Source organism: Baekduia sp. (genome assembly GCF_035318805.1).
Classification (GTDB): Bacteria; Actinomycetota; Thermoleophilia; order Solirubrobacterales; family Solirubrobacteraceae; genus Baekduia.
In genome coordinates this window covers 1-12,638 of the sequence record NZ_DATHDY010000103.1, presented here as the reverse complement: position 1 = coordinate 12,638, position 12,638 = coordinate 1, and the positions used below count along the sequence as shown (strand labels likewise).

Sequence of the window (12,638 nt, the reverse complement as noted above, 5' to 3'; positions counted from 1 at the left end):
GTACAAGATGACCGAGCTGAAGTACGAGCCGGATCCCCGGCTCGAGCGCGCGCTCGACATCCTGTTCATCCTGCACGCCGACCACGAGCAGAACTGCTCGACCAACGCGGTCCGCGCGGTCGGCTCCTCGCAGGTCGACCCCTACTCGGCGGTCGCCGCCGGCGTCGCCGCGCTCTACGGCCCGTTGCACGGCGGCGCCAACGAGGCCGTGCTGCGGATGCTCAAGCGCATCGGCACCAAGGAGAACATCCCGGACTTCATGCAGGGCGTGAAGGACGGCAACGAGCGCTTGATGGGCTTCGGCCACCGGGTCTACAAGAACTACGACCCGCGCGCCACGATCATCAAGAAGGCATGCGACGACGTCTTCGAGGTCACGGGCGTCAACCCGCTGCTCGACATCGCGCTCGAGGTCGAGAAGATCGCCCTCGAGGACGAGTACTTCGTCCAGCGCAAGCTCTACCCCAACGTGGACTTCTACTCGGGCCTGATCTACGAGGCCCTGGGACTCCCGATGGACATGTTCCCGGTCATGTTCGCCATCCCGCGCACCTCGGGCTGGATCGCCCAGTGGCTGGAGATGGTGCAGGACAAGGAGCAGAAGATCGCTCGGCCGCGCCAGATCTACACGGGCGACCGCACGCGCGACTACGTCGCGCTGGGGGACCGGAGCTAGGTCACAGAACTCGCGCATGTGGGGCGTAGCGTGTCGGTTGCATGACGCTACGTTCCTGTGCCGGTCATCGCGGCGTGGACGAGGTGGTCGCCCCGCTCGCCGCCGCGTAGGCTCCGCCGCCTCCATGGCGGCGACCTATCGCGTGATCCTCCGCCGGCGCGGGCGGACCGAGAAGACCTCGCACGACAGCGCGGAGGCGGCGCTCGACGCGCTCGAGCACGAGCTGCGCGTGGCGGTCACACGCCGGCAGCCGCGAGTGGAGCGCGTGCTCGGCCGCGAGTACGAGCCGGTGCAGCAGGTGGCGGTGCGCGGCGAGCTGCGTGGCCCTCGCGGGCTGCGCGCCGGCATCGACGTGCGCGGCGACGGCTCCGCCGAGGCGTTCACGGGCCGGGTACGGCGCGTTCCGATCCCCCAGGGCGAGCGAGAGGACGCCTGGGCGGCCCTGCGGCGCGTGGTGGCCGACGCCGCGTACTAGCGTGGTTCGCATGACGACGATCTCCGCAGCAGGCTCCGGCACCTTCAAGATCGGTGGCGACCTCGAAGTCACGCGCCTGGGCTACGGCGCCATGCGCATCACCGGCGACGGCATCTGGGGACCGCCGAAGGATCCCGACCAGTCGATCGCGGTGCTGAAGCGGCTCCCGGAGCTGGGCGTCGACTTCATCGACACCGCCGACTCCTACGGCCCCCACGTCTCTGAGGAGCTGATCCACACCGCGCTGCACCCCTACGAGGGCCTGCACGTGGCGACCAAGGCGGGCCTCACGCGTCAGGGCCCGCAGATCTGGCAGCCCGTCGGGCGGCCCGAGTACCTGCGCCAGCAGGCGCTGATGAGCGCGCGCCGGCTCGGGGTCGACACGATCGAGCTCTTCCAGCTGCACCGGATCGACGCCAAGGTCGACCGCGGCGAGCAGTTCGCCGAGCTCAAGGCGCTGCAGGACGACGGCATCGTGCGCCACCTCGGCCTCTCGGAGGTGTCGGTCGACGACATCAAGGCCGCGCAGGAGGTCTTCGCGGTCACCACCGTGCAGAACCTGTACAACCTGACCACGCGCCAGTCCGAGGACGTGCTGCAGTACTGCGAGGCCGAGGGCATCGGCTTCATCCCGTGGTTCCCGCTGGCGGCGGGCGAGCTGGCCAAGCCGGGGGGCGTGGTGGACGCGATCGCTCGCGCGCACGACGCGACCGCGGGGCAGGTGGCGCTGGCGTGGCTGCTGGCCAAGAGCCCGGTCGTGCTGCCGATCCCGGGCACCGGCTCGGTCGCGCACCTCGAGGAGAACGTCGCGGCGGCCGACCTGAGGCTGACCGACGCGGAGCTCGCGACGCTCGAGGGCGCGGCCTAGACGACCGTCTCAGAGGCGCCCATAGGCGCGCAGCGTCTTGAGCGCCTCGACGGTCACCATCCCGCGCCACTCCCAGGCGACGGCGGGGTTCCACGCGGCCCAGCTGAAGGTCCACCCGCCGTCGTCGCGCTGCTCCTCGGCGAGGTGGTCGAGCTCGCGCTCGATCAGCTCGTCGCCAAACAGCCGGCGTCCGGCGTGGTCGGGCCGCGGCGCGACCTCCAGCGCGCCGAGCGTCTCGCCCTCGATGCCCGACGCGACCTTCAGCACCCCGTCCTCCGGCACGCGCTCGGCGAGCACGTCCAGCGCGGCGCCGGCGCGGGCGCGGTCGCCGACGGCGTCCAGGAAGCTGATGGCGTACCGGAAGGTATAGGGGTCGCTCGGCGTCAGCGCGGGGATGGCGTCCCAGACGTAGGTGGTGGCCGGCGCGAGCCAGGGGTGGTCGAGGCCGAGCCGGTGGACGGCCGCCGCCAGCCCGGCGGTCATCAGCAGCGAGGACGCGGGATCGTCCTGCGGCGTCCACCACGGCGCGTGCGGCCAGCCCTTGGCCGTCGGCAGGACGAACGGCACGCCGCCGTCGGAGTTCGTGACGGTCTGCAACCAGTCGAGCGCCGGGGTGGTCAGGGCCGGGTCGGGCGGGTCGCCGAGCTCGGCGAGGACGTCGAGCGCGTAGAGCACCGCCGACGGCTGGCTCGCGGGTGTGCGCAGGTCAGGCTCGAGGAAGCCGACGCCGCCGTCTGGGTTGAAGTAGGCCTCGAGGGCGGCGAGGACGGGGCCGGCGGTGCTGCCGTCGTCGCCGAGCAGGTGGGCGATGCGACGGCGCTCGAGCAGGCGCCCGTGGGCGGCGACGAACTGCGCGGCGGCGGCGAGGTCGGTCATGCGACCAGCCTGCCGTACCGCGGGGCGTCGCGCTTGAACGCTTCGGCCGTGTCGCGGGCGGTCAGGCCGCGGCCGGCGTGGCGGCCGGCGCGAGCGCCTCGGGCCGCTCCCCGGCCGGGGTGGCGCCGGCGGCGAGCAGCGCGGTCGGCGCGAGGCCGGCGAGGCGGCGGCACTCGCGGGCGAGGTGGGCCTGGTCGGCGTAGCCGGCGTCGGCGGCAAGCCGCGCCAGCGGCACCGCAGGCGTCCGCTGCGCCTGGGCGAGGAAGCGCTGGAAGCGCTGCACGCGGGCCAGCGTGGCCGGGCCGTAGCCGACGGCCTGGTCGAAGCGGCGGCGCAGCTGGCGCTCGCTGAGGTGCGCGGCGCGGCGGGCGTCGCCGGCGCGGCCGCCGTACGTGAGGACCGCGGCGGCGCGGCGGACCTCGCGGTCGGCCGCTTCCGGCGGCGGCAGGCGGTCCGCGACGCCGCGCGCGAGCACGGCGATCCGGGCCTCGGTCGTGGGCGCGGCGGCGACCCGATCCTCGAGGCGCTGCCCGGCGCGGCCCCAGAGCTCGGTGAGCGGGAGGCCCAGATCGAGCAGCTCGGCGGCGGAGACCCCCAGCGCCGCGCCCGCGGCGCCCACGCGGAAGCGCAGCCCGACCCGCCGCTGTCCGGGCGTGGCGGGCGCGATCGTCGCCGTGGTCGCCGGCCCGGCGACGACCAGCCGCCCGCCGCCGAAGACGACGTCGACGCACGCATCCGGCAGCACCCGCACCTCGCCGTCGTGCGACGTCCACAGGCACGCGACGAACGGCCCGAGGCCCGGCGGCGCAGCGAACTCCCGGTACGAGGGCAGCACGCCCTCCATGATGGCGCGCGTCGCCGTCGACCTCCAGCGCGCCAGCAGCTCCGGCCTCACGACCAGCGCGACAGGTCGCCCACCGCCGGCGCCCGCTCGCACAGGACGGCGGCGCCCACCCGGGCGCCGAGGGCGCACGCCTCCTCGATCGAGCGGCCGGAGGCCAGGCCCGCGGTCAGCGCGGCCGCGAAGGCGTCCCCGCAGCCGAAGGCGTCGACCGGGTCGGACGGCGGCGAGGTCGCCTCCCACCGTCCGCAGCGGCCGTCGGCGGCACGCCAGCGACCCCCCTGCGCGCCCTCGGTCTCCACGACGTAGCGGGGACGGGTCGCCGACCGCAGCGCGTCGTCGATCGTCTCGTGCGGGTCGGTCGCGCTGCCCACCAGCGCGTCGACCGCGACGCCGGCCTCCAGCAGCGCCGCGCGTGCCCGCGGTGTTGACACCAGCACGCGGGCGGCACGCGCGGCACGGATCGCGCCGGCGTCGCCGGTCACCACGAGCGCGCCGTCGCACGGCGCCAGCGCGTCCCACGGCAGGTCGTCCTCGCTCCGCGGCTCCAGCGGCGGCCCGAGCACGGTGATCGTGCGCTCGCCGTCGTCGGTCAGGTGCGTGATGGTGCGCCGCTGCGTGCGACCGGCGTGGACGGCGGCACGCACCTCGAGCCCTGCGGCCTCCAGGCCGCGCACGGTCCACGCCGCACGGTGGTCCTCGCCCACCGCGCAGAAGAACGTGCACGCGCCGGTCAGCGAGCGCATCGCGTAGGCGGCCATCGCGCCGCCGCCGGCCGCGGCCTCGTGGGCAGAGCTGGCCTGGAGGATCTCGCCGGTGGCGGGCAGTCGCGGGGCGACGACGAAGTCGACCCACTCCACGTGCCCGACCACGGCGAGCGTCACAGGACGAGCGTCGCGCCGTGGTCGCGCAGCCAGCGCCGTGGTCGCTCGTAGCCCGGCATGAGCTGGTCCATGAGGCCCCAGAACCGCGGCGAGTGGTCCATCACGGCGAGGTGGCACGCCTCGTGGCGCACGACGTACTCGAGCACCGCGTCGGGCGCCAGCAGCAGCCGCCAGTTGAACGACATCGCGCCCGCCGACGAGCAGGACCCCCAGCGGGTGCGCTGGTCGCGGATCGTGAGCTTGGTGTAGGACTTGCCGAGCGCGGCGGCAGCGGCGTCCAGCCGCGGGGCGATCTCGGCGCGCGCCTGGCGCCGGTACCACCGCTCGATGGCGGGGCGCGCGTCGCCCTCCGGAACGAGCAGCACGTCGCCGCGCCGGTGCACGCGCGTGCGCCCGGGCTCGGCCCGCAGGAGGAGGTCGACGCCGAGGAACGGCACCGTCCCGTCGCGCGAGGCCACGCGCGCCCGCGCAACGGCGACCTCGGCGTGCCGCCGCGCGATCCAGCCGCGCAGCTCGACGACCGCCGCGGCGGCCTCGCGCGCCGCCGCCCGGCGCGGCAGCACGACCTCGACCGCCCCGTCCCGCGGGTCGACCCGCACCCGCACGCGCCGTGCCCGATCGGAGCGGCGGACGGTGTACTGAAACGGTGGAGCGGCCTCGGGCACGGCCGTGCAGGCTACGCGGACCGGCCGACGGCTCGGTCAGCCCTTGCGCTCGTCCAGCAGCCCGGCGAGGTTCCCCGCGGCCAGCTCGTCGCCGCGCTCGGCGCCCGACCGGAACGCCAGCTCGGCCTCGTCCACGCGCCCCTGGTCCCAGAGCAGCACGCCCAGGTTGTTGTAGGCGTCGTGATCGCCGTGGGCGACCGCGCTGCGGTAGAGCTGCTCGGCCTCGGCCGACTTCGGGTTCGCGTCGCTCAGGTGGTTGGCCAGCTGCGTCTCGGCCGTCCCGACGCCGCGCTCGACGCCCTCGCGCAGGACCGTCTCGGCCTCGTCGACCCGGTCGTCCAGCCGCAGCACCGACGCGAGGAAGACGTAGGCCTCGGTCGCCCCCGCGGCCAGCGCTTCGCGCAGCACGACCTCGGCCTCGTCCAGGCGATCCTCGTCCTGCAACAGCGCGCCGAGATCGACGAGCGCCTCGGCGTCGCCCGCGGCCGCGCCGTCGCGGAACCACTTCTCCGCCTCCTCGACCTCGCCGCTGTCGGCCAGCGCGTTGGCCAGCAGGCGATGCTCGGTCTCGCCGACGACGACCGTCGTGCGCCACAGCGCGATCGCCTCGGCCAGCCGGCCCTCGTCGTAGAGCAGCAGCCCGAGGTTGTGGCCCGCCGCCAGCTCGCCACGGTCGGCCGCCTCGCGGTAGCGCGCCTCCGCGCCTGCGACGTCGCTCTGGTCCCACAGCGCGTTGCCGAGCGGGATCAGCGCGTCGTTGTCGCCGGCCTCGACGGCCGCCCGCAGCACCGGCACCGCCTCGGCCGAACGGTCCAGCTCGATGAGCAGCTCGCCGAGGTAGTAGCCCGCCTCGGGCTCGTCGTGCTCCAATGCCTCGCGGTAGAGCCGCTCGGCATCGACATGCTCGCCGGCCTTCTGCGCCTGCCAGCCCTGCGCCAGATGGGCCTGCTGTCCTTGATCGGGCATCCCTTCACTACAGCAGGTCCGCCCCTGCCTGCAGGCCCCGCAGCGCGCGACCCACGCCCTCGCGAAGGCGATCCTCGGCCGCTGCCGCGCTCGGTCGCCAGCTGACCACCCCGAACAGCCCGACGGCCAGGACGTCGATCGTCCGCGAGTCAGCCGCCGTGCGAGTCGGGGGCGTCGTCGTCGGCGTCGCCGGCGCCGGACATGGCCCGGCGCACGGCAGGAACCCACCGGGCGAAGACCTCCGCGAGCAGCACCGCGAAGGCGATCCCCTCGGCGACGCGCACGGCGAGGCGCACCGGCGAGAACGTCGAGCTCAGATGCCAGAGCAGGAGCCCAAGGCCGATGACCAGTGCCACCGCCGGCAGCCCCCAGACGACGATGAGCACCGCTGGATCGGCCTCCGCCGTCTGCCACGCACGCTGAAGCTCTGGATCCTCCCTCAGCCCGAGATACACGCCAACGCGATGGCCGAGGCGGCGGATCATGCGCGCGCCTCACCCGTACGCCGTCCGCGCCAGAGTCGCCGGCCGTCGACCAGCAGCGAGACGACAAGGGCGACCGCACAGGCGATCCTGATCCCGATCGGCACGTCGAAGAAGAGCGGCGCGAGGAAGAGCTTCCATGCATGGCGCCCGATGACCGCAAGGGCGTGGTCGGACACTGAGCTCACCGGCCCCGCGGGCGCGTTGCGTGGAACCGGTTCAAGACGCCGAGCGCCAGGAGCGCTGCCGAGAGGGCAGATGAACACGATCCATCTCGATGCCTCATGAGAGAGTAGTTGCTCCGGTGACACCACGACGGGCGAGCCTACGGGCATGCCTTTGTGTCCGGAGTATGACATACGCCCATTGGGCGCACCGTTCCGGTGTTGCGTGCCGATCGCTGAGCCATATCACGCATGCTGGACAGCTCAGACCACCCTGGCCACACGGCCCGAGTAGGCATACGCGCAAGTTCGCGCGTACGTTGGCTGCGTCACATCCACCCAATTAGACGAAGCCTCGATCGCCGGGCGTCAAAGGCCAGCAGCACGACTTCTTCGGACACAGTCAATCCTGCAGCAATCGCCGGGCCCTTCACCGGCATCTTCGGACGTCCGGCCGGTGGCGACCCGTCTGGCGTAGCACTACTCGTGAGAATCCCAAAGCCCCTCTTCGACCATCCACGTGCGGATGCTCAGTAAATAACTGTGCCGGGGCCTTGAACGTAGACCGCGTTCGATCACCGGTTGTGCGTCGCGGTACATCTCAAGTTCAACGTACGCTTCGACCAGGACAGCTCCATGGTCAAGCGTCGGCAACGCGTCGTGCGCAGCGCGAAGACGTGGCAATGCGGCTGCTGCACCTTCTCGCCCGAACAAGATGCTGCCCCGGACGTGATCGAGCTCTGGTTCAAAATCGAACGTCGGAGATGCGAGCGCTTCGATGCGCTCACATACGCGCTCCGCCTCGTCCCAGCTTTGGATGTGGGCTAGCCCCAGCGCGGCCTGAGGAAGCGCACGTGGATCGTCCCAGGCGAGCTCCGCCGCCTTGAGGTACCACTGCCCGGCCTGGTCAAGCGAGCTATCGATGAGCGAGGCTCCGAGCGCAGCCGCCATATGGGGATCGGTGGGCCACCGCTGCACGGCGTCCCGGAGACACCGAACCGCTTCTTCAGCCCGTCCTTGGGCAAACAGTTCGTCTGCCTTCGCGAGAACTCGATCTTGCCTCTGCCGTCGGAGCATGGCCGCTCATGATGGCCGAAAAGGTCACCGACGATTCTCATCGCGGTGCCGACGAGACTGGCCTCCCTGTCGGTCGCGGCGCGCCCCTCGGATCCGGCCCCACCGCTCTAGTGATGACCGCCCACCGCTCAGCGACCCGGGCCGCACCCGCCCTACAGCACCCGCAGCGTCGCCAGCGACGTGTCCCGCGCCACGATCGACCCGCCGCTCGCGCGGGCCTGCTCGAGGTAGCGGACGGCGTCGGCGCCCACGCGGAAGCCTTCGAGGATCAGCGGGATGCCCGGTGGGTAGACCTCGACCTCCTCGGCGGCGACCTTGCCGATCGCGTCGCGCAGCGGCACCTCGCGGCCGATGGACTTGGCCAGGCGCTTGGCGTCGTGGGGGCGGATCACGGGCCGGTCGTCGATCCCTGCGAACGGGTTGCCGGGGCTCGGCGCGCGGGCGGTGCCCGGCAGCTGCCGGCCCTCCAGGATCTCGCTCAGCGCGGCGACGGTGGCGTCGACCGCCTCGTCGGCCAGCTGGAACGTGGTGATCAGCGTGATCGTCGAGACGCCGGCCTTCTCGATGACGATCCCGCGCTCCACGAGCGCCTCGGCGACCTGGTAGCCGGTCAGCGAGAACCGCGACAGCCCGAGCGTCGTCTTCACCAGGTCGGCGCCCGACACGTTGCGGCGCACCGCATCGAGCCACCGCGGGTCGTCGAGCAGGTCGGCGTGGGGCAGCGCGCGGCGCAGCGCGGCCTTGAACCGCTCGGTGCGCGCGATCGAGTCGCCGAGCAGGTCGGTCCCGCGCGCGGCCAGCGCCCGCACCGCCGCGTCGGCCGAGGCCAGCAGCCCGTAGGAGGGCGACGTCGTCACGTACTCGCGGTAGGCCTCCTCGAGGAGCTCGCTGTCGACGCGCCCCTCCCGCCAATGGATCAGCCCCGTCTGCTGCAGGCCGCCGGCCAGCTTGTGCGTGGACTGCACGCAGATGTCGGCGCCGCCGGCCATCGCCGAGCACGGCAGGTCCTCGTGGAAGTGCAGGTGCCCGCCCCAGGCCTCGTCCACGAACACCAGGCAGTCGTCGGAGCGCGCGTGCACCGCCGCGACGATGTCCTCCGTGTTGCCCGCCAGGCCCTCGTAGGTCGGCGACGTGTAGATGACGGCCAGCGCCTCGGGGTAGCGGTCCAGCGCGCTCACGACGTCGTCCACGCTCGGCGGCAGCAGCGCCTCGAACCGCGCGTCGTACGGCGCCGGCAGGAAGCGGAAGTCGAGGTCGAACGCCTTGATGGCGTTCATCATCGAGTGATGGATGTTGCGCGCGACGAGCACGAGCCCGTCCTGGCGCTCCATCGCCAGCATGCGCAGCACGACCCAGTTGGAGCCCGACGAGCCGTGCACCGAGAACATGGTGCGGTCGGCGCCCTGCGCCGCGGCGGCGAACCGCTCGGCCTCGCCGAAGACGCCGGTGTGGTCGACCAGCGTGCCGAAGAACCCGGCCGAGATCGACACGTCGGACGCGTAGAAGTCCTCGACCCGCTCCTGGCCCGGCAGGATCGACGGCGTGCACCAGCGGTGGTAGCGCCGGACGTCCTCGTTGAGGATGCGGACGATCGGCGACGCGGGGATCGGGTCCATGGGATCCGCCATGATGCCGACAGATGCCCCGTTCGATCGTCCGGCTCCCCCCGCAGGTGCAGCAGCCGTTCGAGGTCTTCCTCTCCGGTGTCCCGCAGAAGGCGGGCGAGGACTACGTCGTGGAGGGCCGGACGCTGGTCTTCGAGCGCGAGCTGCGCAAGGACAAGGTCAGCGGCTGGCGCTGGTTCCTCGGCGCCTGGGGCGTGGGCACCTACCGCCAGCACGACTCGGTCGACATCCGCTACGCGCTCGACGGCCGGCCGATGGTCGCCGAGGGCCTCGACATCGAGGCGCCGTCGGAGCAGGAGTCCTAGGAGACTGTGTCGCTCCCAGGAGCCCGGGTCCCTACCGGACCGCGGGTACGAGCCCCTGGGCGAGGCTTCCGCCTAGGACTTGGTCGCTGTGGCGACCAGGTAGTCCAGGCGCAGCGTGACCCCGCCGTCGCGCGACGCGCTCCGCTCGGTCACCAGGGCGGCCAAGGCCGCCAGCAGCTGCGACCAGCGCCCCTCCGCCTCCAGCCGCGGACGCTGCGCGACGACGTGGCCCGCGGTCCGCACCAGGAACGCCACCGCGCTGAGGCGATCCTCGAAGTCGAGCGCGACATGGTCGGTGTGCGCATCGCCGGCGGTCAGGCCGGCGCCGCCGAGCAGCTCGCCCACCGCAGCGGCATCGCCCCAGCGCGAGGGCGGCGCCGATCCGGTCACCGGCGGCAGGAACGGCGCCAGCGCGGCGCCCATGGCAGACATGAACCCCTCGGGCGTCCAGCCGGCGAGCACCACCCGCGCGCCGGGCGAGCACGCACGGGCCAGCTCGGCTGCGGCACGCGCCTGATCGGAGGCGTACATGATCCCGAAGACCGAGACGACCACCTCGAACGCGCCGTCCTCGACGGGCAGCGCCTCGGCGTCGCCCTCGCGCCACAGCACCCCGACGTCGAGCTCGATCGCCCGCTGCCGCGCCACGGCCAGCAGCGCCGGCTCGAGGTCGACGCCCACGACCGCGGCGCCGCGCGCGGCCGCCATGAGCGCGGCGTTGCCGGTCCCGCAGGCGACGTCCAGCACGCGGTCGCCGGGCGCGACGCGCGCGAGGTCGACGGTCCGCTGCGCCGCGGGCTTGAGCCGCTGACCCATCAGCGGGTACTCGCCGACCCCCCAGGTGGTGGCCATCGGCGCTCCGCCGCGCCTACGCGACCGCCGGCGGCCGGCGCGGCTCGCCGAGGCCGGTGCGCTCGGCGTCCCACGGACGCCAGAGCCGCAGCGCGCTGAGGATCGAGCGCGTGGCGGGCGAGCGGTTCAGCGTGCAGAAGTGGATGCCCGGCGCGCCCTGGGCGAGCAGGTCGGCGCACTGCATGGTCGCGTAGGACACGCCGAACTCGGCGACGGCCTCCGCGTCGTCCTTGCGCGCGTCGAGCTCGGCGAGCACGTGCTCGGGCATCGTCGCGCCGCACATCGTCGTGATGCGCGAGATCTGCCCGTAGCCGGTGATCGGCATCACGCCGGGGATGATCGGCACGGTGACGCCGATCGCGCGGGCGCGCTCGACGAAGTCGAAGTACAACGCGTTGTCGAAGAACAACTGCGTGATGAGGAAGTCGACGCCGGCGTCGACCTTCTCCTTGAGGTAGCGCAGGTCGTCTTCGGGCGACGTCGCGTGGATGTGCGTCTCGGGGAAGCAGGCCGCGGCGATCGAGAAGTCATAGTCGTCGCGCAGCAGCGCCACGAGCTGATGGGAGTACTCCAGGCCGCCGTCGGACGCCACCCACTCGTTCTCGCCCCGCGGCGGGTCGCCGCGCAGCGCGAGCACGTTGTCGATGCCGGCCTCGCGGATCTCCTCCAGCGTGGCGCGCAGCTCCTCGGTGGTCGCGCCGACGCACGTGAAATGCGCCATCGCCTCCAGGCCGAGCTCGTGCTTGATGTGGCGGACGGTCTCGACCGTCTTCTCGCGCGTCGTGCCGCCCGCGCCGTAGGTGACCGAGACGAACGAGGGCGCCAGCGGCGCGAGCTCCTGGAGCGCGCGCTCGAAGTTCTCTTCGCCCTGCGGGGTCTTGGGCGGGAAGAACTCGAAGGAGAAGCTCGGGTCCTGGCCGGCCAGCAGCTGATCGATGCGCATCGCCCGACAAACCCTAACACGGTCGTGTCAAGGTTTGGGGATCATGCTCCCTTGCAGGGACTTCAGGCGGCGAACGCCCAGCGCTCGGGCGTGCCGTCGATGCGCTGCACGCGCCCGGTCAGCTCGAGGTGGCGCAGGTAGGCCAGCGTCTCCGACAGCCACCAGTTCGCGTTCTGCGGCGTGATCGCCTCGCCGTAGATGCGCGGGATGGCGTCGTAGGCGGTGAGCCCGCCGTCGCTGCGGATGACCTCCTCGACCTTGCCCAGGCGCTCGCGAACGAGCAGGCGGTTGGCGTCGATGTGGGCCTGGACGTCGGTGAACGTGCGGCCGTGGCCGGCGAGGCAGAGGCGCGCGTCGAGCTCCTGCACAAGGTCGAGCGAGTGCAGGAACTCGCCGGCCGGGTCGGGCGAGTAGCCGTAGTCGTAGTACAGGGAGACGCGGCCCAAGAGGTGGTCGCCGGAGATCAGGATCCGGCGGTCCTCCTGATAGAGGCAGACGTGCGACGGCGCGTGGCCGGGGGTCTCGTAGACGTTCCAGGTCCCGAGGTCGGTGTGGACCTCGACGCCGGGGACCAACGCGCGGTCGGGCTCGACGATCCCGGCGATGCCGTAGTTGCGGCCGCGCTGGGCCTCGCTGTAGCGGCGCAGCGGCTCGTTGGGGACGCCGCTCTGACGGGCGACCTCGATGCGGCGGTCGAACGCCGCCTCCGGGTCGCGCGCCGCCGTCAGCATGTGGTTGTGGTTGGGGTGCATCCACAGCTCGCACCCGGTGCGCTCCACGATCGTGGCGGCCTGCCCGTAGTGGTCGGAGTGCGCGTGGGTGCAGATCAGCAGCCGCACGTGGTCGAGCTTGAGGTTGACCTGGGCCAGCGCGCGCTCGAGGTGGCCGAGCGAGCCCGGCTCGTGCATGCCGGTATCGATCAGCACGATGCCGTCGCCG

16 protein-coding genes are annotated in these 12,638 nt (G+C 72.7%); 4 read left to right on the top strand and 12 right to left on the bottom strand.

Annotated elements, in window-relative coordinates:
* From VK501_RS22025 to VK501_RS22015, 3 genes are all read left to right on the top strand, one after another.
* Positions 1–676 (top strand): citrate/2-methylcitrate synthase (locus VK501_RS22025; RefSeq protein ID WP_324341257.1); only part of this gene is annotated, 676 nt, incomplete at its 5' end.
* Between the two features lie 124 nt (positions 677–800).
* Positions 801–1,151, top strand: a complete 351-nt coding sequence (locus tag VK501_RS22020; RefSeq protein WP_324341255.1) for a hypothetical protein — start codon at positions 801–803, stop codon at positions 1,149–1,151.
* Positions 1,152–1,161: 10 nt separating this feature from the next.
* Positions 1,162–2,019: an aldo/keto reductase gene (locus tag VK501_RS22015; protein ID WP_324341253.1), complete on the top strand. Its 858-nt coding sequence runs from the start codon at positions 1,162–1,164 to the stop codon at positions 2,017–2,019.
* Between the two features lie 9 nt (positions 2,020–2,028).
* Here the strand turns inward: VK501_RS22015 and VK501_RS22010 are convergent, their stop codons facing one another.
* The 9 genes from VK501_RS22010 to VK501_RS21970 form a co-directional block, all read right to left on the bottom strand.
* Entirely contained in the window at positions 2,029–2,895 is an 867-nt protein-coding gene (locus tag VK501_RS22010) for a hypothetical protein (RefSeq protein ID WP_324341251.1), read from the bottom strand.
* Between the two features lie 61 nt (positions 2,896–2,956).
* Positions 2,957–3,790, bottom strand: a complete 834-nt coding sequence (locus tag VK501_RS22005) for a helix-turn-helix domain-containing protein (RefSeq protein ID WP_324341249.1) — start codon at positions 3,788–3,790, stop codon at positions 2,957–2,959.
* Entirely contained in the window at positions 3,787–4,620 is an 834-nt protein-coding gene (locus VK501_RS22000; protein WP_324341247.1) for a PfkB family carbohydrate kinase, read from the bottom strand. Before VK501_RS22000 ends, VK501_RS22005 begins: the two co-directional genes overlap by 4 nt.
* On the bottom strand, positions 4,617–5,285 hold the full coding sequence (locus tag VK501_RS21995; protein ID WP_324341245.1) for a SprT family zinc-dependent metalloprotease: 669 nt from the start codon (positions 5,283–5,285) through the stop codon (positions 4,617–4,619). The genes VK501_RS22000 and VK501_RS21995 overlap by 4 nt, the downstream gene beginning before the upstream one ends.
* 36 nt (positions 5,286–5,321) lie before the next feature.
* Entirely contained in the window at positions 5,322–6,251 is a 930-nt protein-coding gene (locus VK501_RS21990; RefSeq protein ID WP_324341243.1) for a tetratricopeptide repeat protein, read from the bottom strand.
* Positions 6,252–6,400: 149 nt separating this feature from the next.
* The gene (locus tag VK501_RS21985; protein ID WP_324341241.1) at positions 6,401–6,736 is read right to left on the bottom strand and encodes a hypothetical protein; all 336 of its coding nucleotides are present in this window, start codon (positions 6,734–6,736) and stop codon (positions 6,401–6,403) included.
* A complete protein-coding gene (locus tag VK501_RS21980; RefSeq protein WP_324341239.1) occupies positions 6,733–6,912 on the bottom strand; it encodes a hypothetical protein in 180 nt (59 codons plus the stop codon). Before VK501_RS21980 ends, VK501_RS21985 begins: the two co-directional genes overlap by 4 nt.
* A 465-nt stretch (positions 6,913–7,377) precedes the next feature.
* Complete coding sequence (locus tag VK501_RS21975) at positions 7,378–7,848, bottom strand: hypothetical protein (RefSeq protein ID WP_414641198.1); 471 nt, start codon at positions 7,846–7,848, stop codon at positions 7,378–7,380.
* A gap of 278 nt (positions 7,849–8,126) precedes the next feature.
* Positions 8,127–9,590, bottom strand: a complete 1,464-nt coding sequence (locus tag VK501_RS21970; RefSeq protein WP_324341235.1) for a hypothetical protein — start codon at positions 9,588–9,590, stop codon at positions 8,127–8,129.
* Between the two features lie 23 nt (positions 9,591–9,613).
* Here VK501_RS21970 and VK501_RS21965 point away from each other — a divergent pair, with 23 nt between their 5' ends.
* Positions 9,614–9,904, top strand: coding sequence for a hypothetical protein (locus VK501_RS21965; RefSeq protein WP_324341233.1), 291 nt, complete (start codon positions 9,614–9,616; stop codon positions 9,902–9,904).
* 72 nt (positions 9,905–9,976) lie between these two features.
* Here VK501_RS21965 and VK501_RS21960 read toward each other — a convergent pair whose 3' ends face one another.
* The 3 genes from VK501_RS21960 to VK501_RS21950 form a co-directional block, all read right to left on the bottom strand.
* Positions 9,977–10,756: a class I SAM-dependent methyltransferase gene (locus VK501_RS21960; RefSeq protein ID WP_324341231.1), complete on the bottom strand. Its 780-nt coding sequence runs from the start codon at positions 10,754–10,756 to the stop codon at positions 9,977–9,979.
* 16 nt (positions 10,757–10,772) lie between these two features.
* Positions 10,773–11,699, bottom strand: coding sequence for a methylenetetrahydrofolate reductase [NAD(P)H] (gene metF / locus VK501_RS21955; protein ID WP_324341229.1), 927 nt, complete (start codon positions 11,697–11,699; stop codon positions 10,773–10,775).
* A gap of 62 nt (positions 11,700–11,761) precedes the next feature.
* A partial coding sequence (locus tag VK501_RS21950) for an MBL fold metallo-hydrolase (protein ID WP_324341227.1) occupies positions 11,762–12,638 on the bottom strand: 877 nt, incomplete at its 5' end.